14 protein-coding genes are annotated in these 14,654 nt (G+C 56.6%); 7 read left to right on the forward strand and 7 right to left on the reverse strand.

The genetic code is table 11. The features are described 5' to 3' along the window. Positions 1–15: 15 nt before the first annotated feature. From AACU55_RS16035 to argH, 7 genes are read right to left on the reverse strand one after another with little or no spacing between them, the layout of a single operon-like run. Positions 16–1,371, reverse strand: a complete 1,356-nt coding sequence (locus AACU55_RS16035) for an MmgE/PrpD family protein (RefSeq protein WP_134705743.1) — start codon at positions 1,369–1,371, stop codon at positions 16–18. Further along, on the reverse strand, positions 1,364–2,266 hold the full coding sequence (locus AACU55_RS16040) for a polysaccharide deacetylase family protein (protein ID WP_134705744.1): 903 nt from the start codon (positions 2,264–2,266) through the stop codon (positions 1,364–1,366). Before AACU55_RS16040 ends, AACU55_RS16035 begins: the two co-directional genes overlap by 8 nt. After that, complete coding sequence (locus AACU55_RS16045) at positions 2,259–3,113, reverse strand: polysaccharide deacetylase family protein (protein WP_037033995.1); 855 nt, start codon at positions 3,111–3,113, stop codon at positions 2,259–2,261. The genes AACU55_RS16040 and AACU55_RS16045 overlap by 8 nt, the downstream gene beginning before the upstream one ends. A 21-nt stretch (positions 3,114–3,134) precedes the next feature. Then, positions 3,135–3,956, reverse strand: coding sequence for an ABC transporter substrate-binding protein (locus tag AACU55_RS16050; RefSeq protein WP_013575490.1), 822 nt, complete (start codon positions 3,954–3,956; stop codon positions 3,135–3,137). Between the two features lie 38 nt (positions 3,957–3,994). Continuing rightward, positions 3,995–4,759: an amino acid ABC transporter ATP-binding protein gene (locus AACU55_RS16055; protein WP_013575489.1), complete on the reverse strand. Its 765-nt coding sequence runs from the start codon at positions 4,757–4,759 to the stop codon at positions 3,995–3,997. 13 nt (positions 4,760–4,772) lie between these two features. Then, positions 4,773–5,645: an amino acid ABC transporter permease gene (locus AACU55_RS16060; protein WP_013575488.1), complete on the reverse strand. Its 873-nt coding sequence runs from the start codon at positions 5,643–5,645 to the stop codon at positions 4,773–4,775. Between the two features lie 18 nt (positions 5,646–5,663). Next, positions 5,664–7,091: an argininosuccinate lyase gene (argH, locus tag AACU55_RS16065; RefSeq protein WP_134705745.1), complete on the reverse strand. Its 1,428-nt coding sequence runs from the start codon at positions 7,089–7,091 to the stop codon at positions 5,664–5,666. A 189-nt stretch (positions 7,092–7,280) separates the two neighbouring features. On the opposite strand from argH, the gene AACU55_RS16070 reads away from it, so the two are divergent. From AACU55_RS16070 to AACU55_RS16100, 7 genes are all read left to right on the forward strand, one after another. After that, the gene (locus AACU55_RS16070; protein ID WP_134705746.1) at positions 7,281–8,261 is read left to right on the forward strand and encodes a LysR family transcriptional regulator; all 981 of its coding nucleotides are present in this window, start codon (positions 7,281–7,283) and stop codon (positions 8,259–8,261) included. Between the two features lie 274 nt (positions 8,262–8,535). Continuing rightward, the gene (locus AACU55_RS16075; protein WP_013575485.1) at positions 8,536–9,543 is read left to right on the forward strand and encodes an ABC transporter substrate-binding protein; all 1,008 of its coding nucleotides are present in this window, start codon (positions 8,536–8,538) and stop codon (positions 9,541–9,543) included. Continuing rightward, positions 9,540–10,349, forward strand: coding sequence for an ABC transporter permease (locus tag AACU55_RS16080; protein ID WP_013575484.1), 810 nt, complete (start codon positions 9,540–9,542; stop codon positions 10,347–10,349). The genes AACU55_RS16075 and AACU55_RS16080 overlap by 4 nt, the downstream gene beginning before the upstream one ends. Next, positions 10,349–11,119: an ABC transporter ATP-binding protein gene (locus AACU55_RS16085; protein WP_013575483.1), complete on the forward strand. Its 771-nt coding sequence runs from the start codon at positions 10,349–10,351 to the stop codon at positions 11,117–11,119. The genes AACU55_RS16080 and AACU55_RS16085 overlap by 1 nt, the downstream gene beginning before the upstream one ends. 16 nt (positions 11,120–11,135) lie before the next feature. Then, complete coding sequence (gene hisD, locus AACU55_RS16090; RefSeq protein ID WP_013575482.1) at positions 11,136–12,476, forward strand: histidinol dehydrogenase; 1,341 nt, start codon at positions 11,136–11,138, stop codon at positions 12,474–12,476. A gap of 2 nt (positions 12,477–12,478) precedes the next feature. Further along, a complete protein-coding gene (locus tag AACU55_RS16095; RefSeq protein WP_037033989.1) occupies positions 12,479–13,801 on the forward strand; it encodes a hypothetical protein in 1,323 nt (440 codons plus the stop codon). Further along, positions 13,801–14,571, forward strand: coding sequence for an SDR family NAD(P)-dependent oxidoreductase (locus AACU55_RS16100; protein ID WP_134705747.1), 771 nt, complete (start codon positions 13,801–13,803; stop codon positions 14,569–14,571). The genes AACU55_RS16095 and AACU55_RS16100 overlap by 1 nt, the downstream gene beginning before the upstream one ends. Positions 14,572–14,654 lie beyond the last annotated feature (83 nt).

The following is a 14,654-nucleotide window of genomic DNA, read 5'->3' on the forward strand; positions in this document are numbered from 1 at the left end:
CGAAGGGGGAAGGAGTTACCGCCCGATGAACGCATTAATATCTCGCGCCAGTTCCAGCCGCATCCCCTGCTCCCATATCCTCTCTGCCCCTTCCTCCGACATCACCCGTGTCGCCAGCGAGATAAACTTCTGTTTAAGTTGCTCATCTGACACCGGATTACCCGGCGCACCCAGCGCGACATCAACCCGCAGGGTTTGCGATGCGCCCGAACGGGTGAAGAGCGTGACATCCGGCTCGCCGTCGGCGCTCAGGGTGTCGTCTTCCCGCAAATCAATCCGGCGGATCATCTCCAGCAAGGCCGGATCCTGACGTTTATCAGCGTCATACGCCGCCAGCCCTGCGTGTCCAAAGACCACACGGGCGGCGATAGCGTAGCGGATACTCATCTGCGCGGCGGCCAGCGTGGCGATTTCGTTGTCGCCGCACATGCCGTTGAGGAACGGGCACAAGCGCACAACGATTTTTTCGATATCCCCCGCGCTGGCATTCAGTCTTTCCAGCAAAATGCCGGTGGCGTCGATGGCTGAATGCGTGCCACGGCAGGAGGCGTAAGGCTTGATGGAACAACGTTCCAGCTTCCAGATATCCCCCAGTTGCGCGGTCAGCGCTCCCGGCGTTGCACTGGCAGGGGCCAGCGTGGAAAGAAATCCTCCCCATTTATCCCCGAATAACTGCGACGGGCCGCTGATGCCCTGCCTGGCACTCAGCGCGGCCAGCACACCGCCTTCGGCAGCACGTCCGGCGTGCAGTTTTTTACTCTGCGAACCGTCGTGGATAAACGCCCACAAGCCGCCGCTGAAACTGCCGGAGATGCCTAACGCCGAACTGATTTGCGCCGCATTCAGCCCCATTAATTTTCCGGCTGCCGCCGCCGCACCAAACACGCCGCAGGTGGATGTCGAATGCCAGCCTGCGCCGTTATGTGGTGAATATCCGCCACAGGCTTCCAGCACGCGGCGCGCCACGTCATAACCGATCACGACCGCAGTGATAAACGCTTTTCCGCTGACCGGTTGCGGGCATAACGGCAGTACTGCCAGCAAAGCCGGAATCACCACCGCGCCGGAATGATCGCAACCGCCGGTATCATCAAGTTCCAGCGCATGCGCTGCCACACCGTTAAGCAGCGCGGCGTTGCGCGGCGACGTCAGTTCGCGACAGCCCCACACCGGCGAAAGCGGCAATGCGCCTTCACCGAGGATCATCGCCGCCACCTGTTTTGCAACATCGCTGGCGGATCCCACCAGCCCCGCGCCGAGCGTGTCGAGGATATGCCGTTTGGCGCGTTCAACAAGCCGTGGCGGCAAATCCTCAAAACGGGTATTCACCACGAATCCGGCCAGAACCTGCTGTTGTGAAACATTACTCATAGCTGACTCCCGGCGCGGTGTGTTGCATCCAGATTTGCGCCGGATGCGACGCCTCGTTTTGCGGCTGATTCTGCGACCACCAGTCCGCGACTTCGCCGGCCGTCGCCACCCAGACGTCCGGGTGCGAAGTGATGTAATCCAGCAGTTCCGCCAGCATACCAATGCGCCCTGCCGTGCCGATCACTTCCGGATGCAGGCGCAGCACGTAACACAGGCCAAAACGGTGGAAGCCGTCGAAATCCATCTTCATATTGCCGAGGGTATGGCGGTAAGAGGCAATCCGCGACTGCGCCGGAGGCACCGCCGGGCTGAGGTTAAAGGCAAAATACGGCTCGTCTTCCATTTCATAATGCAGCGGCAGTTCCACCAGCCGCGACGCCAGACCATCCTGCATCGGCTGGAAATAGGGTAAATCATCCCCGCGCCAGCCGGATGTCCAGCTGAATCCTTCATCCGCCAGCACATCCGCAAAGCCCGGCGCCCAGTTACCGGCGGGCAAACGAAAACCGCGTGGCACTTTACCCGTCAGCGCTTTCAGCGCCGCTTTACCCCGTTGCAGGCTGTCAGTTTGCTGATGCAACGAAAGGCCGTCAAAATGGACGAATTCATAGCCACAGGTCGCCAGTTCGTGACCGGCACCGTCTATATCACGGATCTTCTGCGGGTTTTCATCCGCTACAATGCCCGGCACACACCACGAGCTGCGCAGGTTTTTCTCCTCCAGCAAAGCCAGCAGCCTGTCGATGCCGCGCAGCGTGCCATAACGCCAGACGGACAGCGTTTTTTCGCGTCCGGCCACCGCAGGCACCTGACTGAGAATGCCGTGAATATCATTGAAATCAACAGTAATCACCACCGCAGAGCGGTAACCTGCGGGCCAGTTTTGTTCAGTCATTGGCATGCTCCTGCATCCACCAGTGCGCGACGTCCCGGCAACGTGCAAACCACACGTCATCCCGCGCTTTCAGGTGAGCAAAAAATGCGTCAAGTAACATAATGCGTCCGGGTTTTCCGCTGATTTTTGGATGGAACAACGTGGTCAGGCTCAGCCCTTCATCCATTGCGCCATCGAATTCACGACACCAGTTATCCAGCGTCAGTTCATAGCTGGCGGTGCGGTCTAAGCCTGAGGGGAAATTCGGCTCGCGGGTATAGGCAATAGAAGCGTAATCGTCCATTTCCCAGCGGCCCGGGATTTCCACCAGCGGGCGATCATGCCCCGCAACGTTGATGAGATAAGGCCGGTCGTCGCCGCGCATACTGCTGGAATAGGTCACGCCCGCCTCCAGTAACATGGCGGGGGTTTCTGCATGCCAGTCACCGGAAGGCGTGCGAAAACCCTCGGCACGGATGCCGAGAAACTGCCAGAAAATCTCGCGGGATTTCTGCATCACCCACAACTGTTTCTCCGCGCTGATGGCGTAAAAAGACTCATGACGGTAACCGTGATACGCCACTTCATGGCCGCGTCCGACAATCGCCTGACACTGTTTCGGCCAGTTCTCCACGACCCATGCGGGGATGAAAAATGTCGCCGGAAGCTGGTGGTCATCAAGCAAATCAAGAATGCGCTCCAGCGCGCGGTAGGGTCCGTAAGCGCCGAAGGTAAAGTAATCCGCTTTCTGCCAGAGGGTGCCGTTAAGCATCGCATCGCCGGTCGGGCCGTCGAGGTCAAACGCCAGCGCCATGCAGCCGCGTTTGTTTTGCGGCCATAAACTGGCCGCCTGTTGTGAAATCGTCATGAGTCAGTCCGTCACCTGAGGTTATTTGCCTTTGTTGATGGTCACTTCCTGGATTGCACCATCCTGCAAACCCCATTTGGTGAGGATTTTCAGATAGGTACCGTCGGCGATCATGTCGGTCAATGCGCCTTTTACCGCGTCAATCAGCGGCTGATCGTCCTTGCTGATCCCCATACCTGTCACCTGATAGGCAAAAGCTTTGCCCAGCGGTTTATAGGTGTCTTTCTCCAGATTCATGATGTACGGCAGGGTTTCGCTGCCCTGCACCACGCCTTCAATACGCCCCTGACGCAACTGGGTGCGCGCATCCGCCGTGCCTTCCGCGCCAATCACCACGATAGCGGGCTTACCTGCCGGAACGCAGTTAGCTTCACTCCAGGCCGCAATTTCAGCCGGGAATGTGGTACGGCGGCTGGTGCCGACTTTCTTGCCGCACAAATCCAGCATGGTATTGATTTCTTTGTGCGCGACGGTGGTATAGAACTGCGGCCCGCTGTTGTAGTAATCGACGAACGTGGCGATGTCCTGACGCGGTTTGGTGTCGGTCATACCGGATAAAATCATATCGACACGATGGGTGGCGACGGCGTTAACCATCTGTTCGAAGCCGATTTCCTGCCAGCTGATTTTGCGGTTCAGGCGTTTGCCGAGTTCCATGCCCAGATCGTAATCCATGCCGGTCAGATTACCGGTGGCCGGATCTTTGAATTCCAGCGGCGGATAGTTCGGCATCATCGCCACTTTAATTTCGTCTTTTTGCTTCAGCTCCGCCGCGCTGGCGACAGAAACAGCGCCGTTCAGCAGCACGCCAGCGGTAATGAGGGACAACAATGTTTTTTTCATGAAGGCATTCCCATAGTCAAAAGTTAACGTCAAAAGGGTCAGATCAGGACGGCAGAAATAAAGTTCTGCGTCCGTGGATTTTGCGGGTTGAGCAAAATATCTTCCGGATTACCACTTTCTATAATTCCGCCCTCGTCCATGAAGACCACGCGGTTTGCCACTTCCCGCGCGAAACCTAATTCATGCGTGACCACAATCATGGTCATGCCTTCTGCCGCCAGGCCGCGCATCACCGCCAGCACTTCGCCCACCATCTCCGGGTCGAGCGCCGAGGTGGGTTCATCAAACAACATCACTTTGGGTTTCATCGCCAGCGCCCTGGCAATCGCCACGCGCTGTTGCTGGCCGCCGGAAAGTTCCAGCGGATAAGCATCACGCTTATGCGCCAGCCCGACGCGTTCAAGCAGCGCCATCGCTTCCTGCGTCGCCTCTTTCACCGGACGCAGCAGCACCTGACACGGTCCTTCGATGATGTTTTCCAGCGCGGTTTTGTCCGGGAACAGATTGAAACGCTGGAATACCATGCCGGTTTTCAGCCGCTGACGGGCAATCTGCCGGTCATTAAGCGGATACAGCTTTTTGCCGTCCATGCGGTAACCGACCAGTTCGTCATCGACCCAGACGCCCCCGCTGTCGATACGCTCAAGTTGATTGATGCAGCGCAGAAATGTGCTTTTCCCTGAGCCGGAAGGCCCGATGATGCACATCACTTCGCCGTGTTTAACCTCAAGATTGACGTTTTTCAGCGCCTGAAACTGATCAAAGTACTTATTGACGTTGACGGCTTTGATAATACTTTTCATGGTCAGGCTCCTGTCAGTGGCTGGTGCGGCGGCGGGTGCCACGGCCAAAATATCGTTCCAGACGGTTCTGCCCGAGCGACAGCACGGTCACCACCACCAGATACCAGATGCCCGCCACAAACAGCAGTTCCATTACCCGCGCATTGGCGAAGTAAATGGTCTGCGCGTTATAGAGCACTTCGGAATACTGGATCATGCTGGCAAGGCTGGTGGTTTTCACCATGCTGATGAATTCGTTACCGATGGGCGGGATAATCACCCGCATTGCCTGGGGCAAAATAATCCGCCGCAGCGCGTGCAGACGGGTCATGCCGATGGATTTCGCGGCTTCGTACTGCCCGAGATCGACCGAGATCAGCCCGGCCCGCACCACTTCCGAGGTGTACGCGCCCTGATTAATGCTCAGGCCGAGCAGCGCGGCGGTGAACGGCGTCATGATATCGACGGTCTGAATGCTGAATACGCCGGGAATGGCGATGACCGGGAAAATCAGCGCCAGGTTAAACCACAGCAACAGTTGTAAAATCAGCGGTGTGCCGCGAAAAATCCACGTGTACCCCATCGCCACGCTGCGCAGGACCGGGTTTTGCGACATGCGCATCACGGCGATAATCACCCCGAACACGATCCCCAGCGCCATCGCCAGCACCGACATCACAATGGTATTGCCCAGCCCGAACAGAATGGCTTTGGCGGTCAGGAACTGCGCCACGTACTGCCATTCGATTTTGCCGTGCGCAAAGGCATTCACCAGCAACGCCAGCAGCAGCAGGATCACCACCGAGGCAAAAATCCGGCCGTAATAACGTTGCGGCACGTAGTGATATTCGCTGAGATCAATCTCTGCGCTTTTCGCGCTTTCCGACATTTTCTGATAAGGGGTCATAAGCCTTCTCCCGCCCGGTTATAAAGACAAGCCAGCGTAGCCTGTAGCCCAGTTCGCCTGCGCCTGCAGACGAATTTTCAGCCGCGCAATTTGCTCCGCCACCCGCACCGGCGCCGTGCCGCCTTTGCCGCTGCGGGCGTTGATCGCCGCTTCCAGCGTCAGGCATTCACGCACGTCAGCGCTCAGGCGTGCGTCTACTGCCAGTAACTGCGCGTCGCTGACTTCGTGCAGCGCCAGATTATGTTGCTCACACACCTGCACCAGTTTGCCGGTGATTTCGTGGGCTTCCTTGAACGGCACGCCACGGCGCGACAGCCAGTCGGCCACTTCAGTCGCCAGCGTAAAGCCCTCCGGTGCCTGTTCGCGTAAACGCTCAACATTGACGGTCATGGTATCGATCATGCCCGCCATCGCAGGCAGCACTAACAGCAACTGTTCGACGGTATCCAGCGCATTACGTTTGTCTTCGATAAGGTCACGGTTATAGGAAAGCGGCAGGCCTTTCATGGTGGTCAGCATGGCGGTGACGTTGCCAATCAGCCGTCCGCTTTTGCCGCGCGTCAGTTCAGCGATATCCGGGTTTTTCTTTTGCGGCATGATGGAACTGCCGGTGGCGTAGCCGTCGTCCAGTTCAACCCAGCGGAACTGGCGCGATGCCCACAGACACACTTCTTCACTGATGCGGGAAAGATTGACGCTCAGCATACTGCCCGCAAACAGGAATTCTGCGACGTGATCCCGGCTGGCCACGGCATCAATCGAGTTCTCACAGGCGCCGTCATAACCGAGATCTTTGGCGGAGAGTTCCGGGTGCAGGGCAATGGCAGAACCCGCCATCGCCGCCGCGCCCAGAGGCGACAGTGCGCAACGCTTATCCCAGTCCTGAAAGCGTTCAATGTCACGGCAAAAGGACTGCGCATGCGCCATCAGCTGATGCCCGAACACAATCGGCTGCGCCTGCTGAAGATGGGTAAAACCCGGTGCCAGCGTATGAATATGCTGTTCCGCCTGCTTCACCAGTGCAGTCTGAAGTTCGAGCAATGCCGCCACAATCTTGCGGGCGTTGTCGCGCAGGTAGAGGCGTAAATCGTTAGCGGTCTGATCATTACGTGAACGCCCTGCCCGCAGCTTGCCGCCGAGTTCGCCCAGCCGCTCGGTCAGGCTGCGTTCGATAAACGTGTGAACGTCTTCATCCCCCTGAACCGGCTGAATAATGCCGGCACGGAAATCCTTCGCCAGTTGTTTAATAGCCTCCACCATCAGGACGGTTTCATTTTCGTCGAGTAAACCGGCGCGGCTTAATTCATACGCATGGGCGCGGCACCCTTCCAGATCATATTCGGCAAGGGAAAAATAATATTCCGGGCTGCGCGATAACGCGCTTAATGCGGCGGCTGGCCCGTGTTTGAAGCGTGCTCCCCACAGTAATTCTGGCTGTTGCGACATAATTTTTTCCTTGTATGGCATAAATGTTGCAAACCTGGATCCGGTGGCATGTCTGACGGTAAGAGAAAATAAAACCCTTCCGGCAACATGACGAATGACACTGAACAATCTGAGGCTTGCAAGGTAATAACGAGTGAGGCTACGTGAATTTGATGGTGTAGATTTTAAAGGCGGGGGTAAATATTAATTATGGAAAGTCCACTTTCCAAATCAGGAAACACATCACCCGCAAAAAGTGATATTAACCAGCACAGCCTTGGCGTCGCCGATTTAAAACTTTTGCGCGTCTTTAAAACTGTGGTGGAAGCCGGTGGCTTTACCGCCGCATGCAATGAACTGAATATTGGTCTGGCGGCGATCAGTAAACAAATTTCTGATCTCGAAATCCGTTTTGGCATGAAACTTTGCACCCGAGGACGCGAAGGATTTTATTTAACCGAACACGGTAAAGTGGCTTATCAGGCCTGCCTTGATTTATTTTCATCCATCAATCAGTTTCGCGACAAACTCAATCACGCCCGTCATGAACTGTTTGGCGAGCTGAATATTGGCATCATCGACAACACCATCACTGACCCGCAATCGCCCGTAGTCAGTGCGTTGGGTGAGATTTACCGTCAGGCACCGAAGGTCAGTATTCGCCTGCACGCCACTCAGCTGGACGAGATTGAACGCGGGATTATCGACGGACGTTTTACCTGTGGCATCATGCCGGTGTATCAGGAAAAACCGGAGTTTGATTACTATTTCCTCTATCATGAAATGGCTTATCTTTATTGCGGCGACAAACATCCGCTGTTCAGCGTCCCTGCCGCTGAAATAAAAGAATCACAGATCAAATCGTCGCACATGGTGAATCATTTTTACGCCAATCACAGTAAAAAAAATATCTTTTCGGATGTCACTTCCACGCACGCCATTGCGGTGCAAGTCGAAGCCGTCACCATGCTGCTGATGACGGGAAATTATCTCGGATTTCTGCCTGAACATTACGCCAGTACATTTATGGGCGGAAATAAACTCCGCGCACTGATGCCGGAGAATATTGAAATTGCCACACCGTTCAGCCTTGTACTGAAAAAAGGCGCACCGTTTAATTCGGTGATGACGTTATTTTACAACGCCCTTAAACAGGCATTAATCCCCGTTCCTGAAGCCAGAGCCAGCTGACCGGCTTATGCACCCTTTGTATATCACTGTTTTTCTGCACCCTGAAGGTGCAAAGAAAGTCATGTTGTGGTGCGGATTATCACTTTTAATTATAAGTTCATTTACCTTCTTCTCATTAATTATCTAAAAATGTATAACATCAAAGCCCTGCATGATTTCCTTCTGCGATTTCAACTGTGGCGCAGTAATTGCTTCACCCACTTGTCTATACAGGGTTGCACATTAGGATTTTTATTGGCCGTCTTTTTCTCTTCCCACACCAAGCGAGGAAATTATGTCACCTTCTCAGACCTTTACGGGTTTCTTCAAAAACAAACTGGCTCTGGCCTGTTGTCTTGGCGCACTCAGCACATTCAGCCTGAGCACCTCCGCCGCTGCACCCGAAGCGGGCACGTTCAAAATGGGCATTGAACCCTGGCTGGGTTACGGCCAGTGGCACGTCGCACAAAGTCAGGGCATTTTTAAACAACAGGGGCTGGAGAAGGTCGATATCATTAACTTCGCCGAAGATAAAGACATCAACGCCGCCTTAGCCAGCGGCCAGATCGACGGCGCAAACATTGCCACACATACCGCGATGGCGATGGTCTCTGCCGGTTTGCCGATCAAAGTGGTGCTGTTACTGGATCAAAGTGAAACCGCAGACGCCCTGCTGGTGGGCAAAGACATCACCACACTGAAAGATCTGAAAGGCAAGCAGGTGGCCTTTGAAGAAGGCACCACCAGCGACATTCTGTTGCACAGCGCCGTTAATTCTGCAGGTCTGAAATGGAGTGATATCACACCGGTGCCGATGCCAGCCGATTCTGCGGGCAGCGCGCTGATTGCCAAACGCGTCACTGCTGCCGTCACTTATGAACCCTATATTTCTGCCGCGAAAAAACAGGACCCGTCGCTGAAAATGCTCTACAGCGGCTCTTCCGATCCCGGCCTGATTGGCGATGTGCTGGTGGTCCGTGATTCCGTACTGAAAGAAAAACCGGGGCAAATCGCTGCGCTGATTAAAAGCTGGGACGCCGCCCTGACCCACTACCAGGCCAATACCACAGCGGATCGCGCCATCATTGCCAAAGCGGTTGGCGCAACGCCTGCAGATCTGGAAACCGCGTTTGACGGCGTGAAATATTACTCGCTGGCGGAAAACAAACAGGTGCTCAGCCATTCCTTCTCCGACCAGACCTTCGCCCACGTGCTCAAAGCCGCCACCGCCGCCGGGCTTATTCCTAAACCGGTAACCGCCGCCGGGGTGATTGACGCCAGCTTCGTGAACAGCCTGCCATGAGTTCGCGTCGTAAACCGCTCAATCTGATGGTGATTGGCCGCCTGCCGTCGCGCAAAGTGTTCGTCGGCATTGCGGTCACGCTGTTCGTGATCCTGTTTCTTGCCTGGGGGCTGGCAACCCGCAGCGGCGCGATCCCGCCGATTTTCCTGCCCAAACTGACCGATGTCTGGCTGAAAATGGTCAGTCTGGCGCAGGACGGCACGCTATGGAGCGACATTAAAAGCAGCCTGTACCGCATCAGTATCGCCTTCGCGATTTCCTCAGTGATGTCGATTGTGATTGGCGTGCTGGCAGGCTGTTACGGTTTCTTCAAAGCGCTGACCGAACCGCTGGTGGACTTTATCCGTTACATGCCGGTGGTGGCGTTCGTGCCGCTGACCATTCTGTGGACCGGCACCGACGATGTGCAGAAATTCCTGATTATCTGGATCGGCACATTCTTCCAGCAGGTTCTGATGGTGATCGACGCCGTGAAACGGGTGCCCGGCGATTTTGTCGGTTTAGGCCGCACGTTAGGCATGCCGGACCGCAAAATCTTGTTCCGCATCGTTTTACCCGGTGCACTGCCGGGTATCTGGGACGCACTGCGCATCAGTCTCGGCTGGGCGTGGACATGGCTGGTGCTGGCCGAACTGGTGGCATCCACGTCCGGGCTCGGTTACCGCATCGTGGTGTCGCAACGTTTCTTCCAGACTGACACCATCATCGGCTACATCTTGCTGCTGGGTATTCTGGGTTTAATCAGCGATCAGATCATGCGTGCACTTGAGCGCGTGCTGTTCCGCTACAACAAGAGGCGCGCCTGATGTCGGTGTTAACCATTTCCCATCTGCACAAAAGTTTTCAGGTTGGCAAACAAACGCGCGAAGTGCTGCACGACATCAGCCTGACACTGGCGGACAATGAATTTGTTTCGGTGGTTGGCACATCCGGCTGTGGCAAAAGCACCTTATTGTCGATTGCAGCCGGGCTTGAGGATTACGACAGCGGCGACGTTCAGGTGGATGGCAAAACCATTCGCGGCGCGGGCATTGACCGTGGCGTGGTGTTTCAGTCATACACCCTGTTGCCCTGGCTGACAGCGCGTCAGAACATTGAGTTTGCGCTGAAAGCCGCCGGATTCAGCCGCGCGGAATGCCGTGAAAAAGCCAGTCAGCATCTCGAACTGGTGCAACTGACGCAGTTTGCTGATGCCTGGCCCGCGGAGCTTTCCGGTGGCATGAAACAGCGTGTCGCCATCGCCCGTGCGCTGTCTTACCGCCCTAAAATCCTGCTGATGGATGAACCCTTTGGCGCGCTGGATGCCATGACCCGCCACCAGATGCAGGAATTACTGACCGGCATCTGGGAGCAACACCGGCTGACCGTCATGTTCGTCACCCACGATATTGAAGAAGCGGTATATCTTTCTGACCGCATTGTGGTGATGGGCCCCGGCACGATTGCCGCGACTTACGACGTGCCATTACCGCGTCCGCGCCGTGAGGAACTGACCGCCAGCCCTGAATTCACTGATCTGCAACGCCAGGTCCTGCACACTATCCGCAGCGGCCATCCCCGCGCTGCACTGGCCTGATAACCGGAGATTGACCATGTCTGCACCTTTTCAAGCCGTAACTTTTCATGATTTAAGTGATTCGTCTGAACTGCCAGCGGAGCTGTTCAAACGCACGGAAGCCGATTTGTCGTTTTTCACTGAGCGCGTTGCGCCGATCATTGAAGCGGTGCGTACCGAAGGCGATGCCGCCCTGCGCCGTTTTGCCCGCGATTTCGACGGCGTTACCGCGCCGCATATGAGCATTCTGGCGGAAGATACGGAATTCGAAACGGCGTTTGAACGCCTCGATCCGCAGGTAGTGGAATCGATCCGTTTCGCCGTCGAAAACGTCCGCGCCTTCCATGAAGCACAAAAACCGGAAGACATGTGGATGAAAGAAATCCGCCCCGGCGCCTTTGCCGGTGACCGCCATGTGCCTATCGATTCCGTAGCCTGTTACGTGCCACGCGGCAAAGGCTCATTCCCAAGCGTGTTACTGATGACCACCATTCCGGCGGTGGTCGCAGGGGTAAAACGCGCCATTGTCATCACCCCGCCAGGCCCCGACGGGAAAGTCGATGACGCCACGCTGGTGGCCGCACGTCTGGTTGGCATTACCGAAGTGTACAAATGCGGCGGCGCACAGGGTGTCGCTGCCGTGGCATTCGGCACGGAAACCGTGCCGAAGTGCCTGAAGATAGTCGGCCCGGGCAGCCCGTGGGTGGTGGCCGCCAAGCGTCAACTCTCGAATCTGATCGACCCCGGCATTCCTGCCGGTCCAAGCGAAAGCCTGATCCTCGCCGATGACACCGTGGACGGTGCGCTGGCAGCGCTGGATCTGATCATCGAATCAGAACATGGCCCGGATTCTTCGGCGTATCTGGTCACCAGCAGCCGTCGGGTCGCTGAACAGGCCATCGCCGCACTGCCCGGTTACTGGGCGCAGCTCGATGAAAAACGGGCCGGATTCTCACAGGCCGTATTATGCGGAACCCACGGCGGCGTGGTGCTGACAGCAGATTTCACCGCAGCCGTTGAATTTGTGAATCAGTACGCGCCGGAACATCTGGAAATTCTGGCCGAAGAACCGATGGCCGTGATGGGCAAAATCCGCAATGCCGGTGAAATCCTGCTGGGCAATTACACACCGATCACGCTGGGGAATTTCGTCCTCGGACCGAACGCAGTTCTGCCGACCAATGGCGCAGCGAAAACCGTCGGGCCGCTGTCTGTGTTCGATTACATGAAACGGATCTCCGTAGGCTATGTCACCCGCGAAGGCTATCAGCCGCTGGCCGATAAAGCACACGCCTTTGCATTGTATGAAGGATTCCCCGGCCACGCGCTGGCGGTATCGGCTTTACGCACTGAGATCATCAACAAAAAAGGCCAGTAACGATGAGCAATATGACGGGCAGTGAACCGCTGGCCGCGCAGGCGCGTCAGTTAGTGCAGGCGGGAGAATGGCAGCAGGCGGCAGACGTTTTGCGCCAGCTTATCGGCGAAGTCACCGGCGTGGCTGCCGGTCAGCTCACCATCAACCGCGATCAGTACAGCCTCAACTCTCTCAACGGCACCGTGACCCTTGAGGATGGCCGCGCCCTGTTCTTCAAATATCACAATGAAGAAGGCGAAGATAAAACCATCGAGGAGTATTACAACGCAGAATTGCTGCGTGAAAGTGGCTTTCGCGTGGATGTTCCTGTCTATGCCTGCGGCGAGCCGGGGCGGCAGATTCTGATGTACACCCTGCGCCATGACCGGCGCATGGCGGACATCTGCCGCGATATCGAACAGCAGCAGGCGTGGGACCAGGAAGCGGAAATCGAAGAGGCACAGCGCCGCGCTGACCGCGATATTCTGACCCATACCCTGCCGACGCTGAAACCCGGCTCAGTCAGTGCGGTGGCGGCCGAACCTGTCCATCAGTTGTTCTATCACCGGCTAATTTCTCCGGAAAACCCGGAAATCACCGCGGGTTTTGGTGGTCGCGTGGCCCGTTTTTACGTCGGTAAAACCTTCCGGCTGGAAGATGAGGAACTGGAATGGCAGACACTGAGCAACCTGCGATGGGTAATCAACGGCGTGGCTTATCAGCACAGTTTACGCCAACTATTCAGTGAAGCAGGCGTCCGCCTGGCACCGGCGGCACTGGCCGATCACGGGGTGATTACCGCGCACGGTGACGCGCATAATGCCAACGTCTGGTACGACACTACAGAGGAAATCCCGCAACTGGTCAGCTTCGACCCGGCGTTTGCCGGTCGTAATATTCCGGCGCTACTGGCGGAAATCAAAGCCACATTCCACAACATTTTTGCCCATCCGCTGTGGCTGTATGAACCTGCACGCTGCGGCGAACTTTACAAAGTAACCGTGATGCGTCGCGGCGACACGTTATATGTCGATCATAACTGGCAGTTAACCCCGCTGCGCGCAGCGTTTTTACGCGACAAAGGCGAGGAATACTGGCAGCCGTTACTGACGCAACTCGCCCGCCACGGCTGGCTGCCACCCCACTGGCAGCGGATCTTCCGGCTCGCCATGTTCTGCTGCCCGACGCTGGTACTGGATTTACGCGCCGGAGGTTTCAGCGGCCATACGCCAACCAGTTCCGCCCTCGGGCTGGCAATGGCCGTCATGCTCGGCAGCGAACCGGTCGAAGATACCGATGAGTTCAGCGACTGGCTGGCGCGGATAAGCCCGGTGGGGAGACCCTGATGGCCTCTCCTTTCTCCCTGCAACGTTTCTCGCTGCAAGGCAGGCGGGTACTGATCACCGGCAGTTCACGCGGCATTGGTCAGGCCCTGGCTTCAGGTATGGCACAAGCCGGAGCCAGCGTCATTGTCTGCGGGCGTGATATCACCACGCTGAATGCCGTTTGCGAACAAATCCGCCAGCAAGGCGGTGACGCCACGCCGCTGGTACTGGACGTCACGCAGCCCGCCACTTTTGCCGACGCTTTCGCCTCGCTGCCCGCACCGCCGGATGTGCTGGTTAACAATGCCGGTACTGAACAGTTATGCCCGTCGATGGATGTCGACGAAGTGCTGTGGGACCGCATTCTGACCACCAATCTTAAAGGCGCATTTTTCTGTGCCCAGGCCGCAGCACGGCTGATGGCTGAAAATGGCGGTGGCAGCATCCTGAATCTGTGCTCCCTGACCAGCCAGGTCGGCGTGCCCGGCGCTGCTGCTTACGGCGCATCTAAATCGGCGATGGTCGGCCTGACACATACTCTGGCGACAGAATGGGCCTGTAAAAACATCCGGGTGAACGGCATCGGACCGGGATATTTCAAAACAGACCTGACCGCTGAGTTTTATGACAACGCCGCCTGGTGCCGGCAGATGCAGGCAAAGATCCCGCTGGGAAGATTTGGCGAACTGGAAGATCTGATCGGCGCAGCGGTATTTCTGAGCAGTCCGGCCGCGGCGTATATCACCGGGCAGGTGCTCTATGTGGACGGGGGATATCTGGCGGGGATCTGATGTCAGACACGGGTTGGCTCAGGCCCCGTGCAAGCTCGGCGTTCAACCGGAGTGTACATAAGTTACTGTTTTGTCTGTAATAC

The sequence above is a fragment of the Rahnella sp. CJA17(1/100) genome (genome assembly GCF_963881615.1).
Taxonomy (GTDB): domain Bacteria; phylum Pseudomonadota; class Gammaproteobacteria; order Enterobacterales; family Enterobacteriaceae; genus Rahnella; species Rahnella aceris.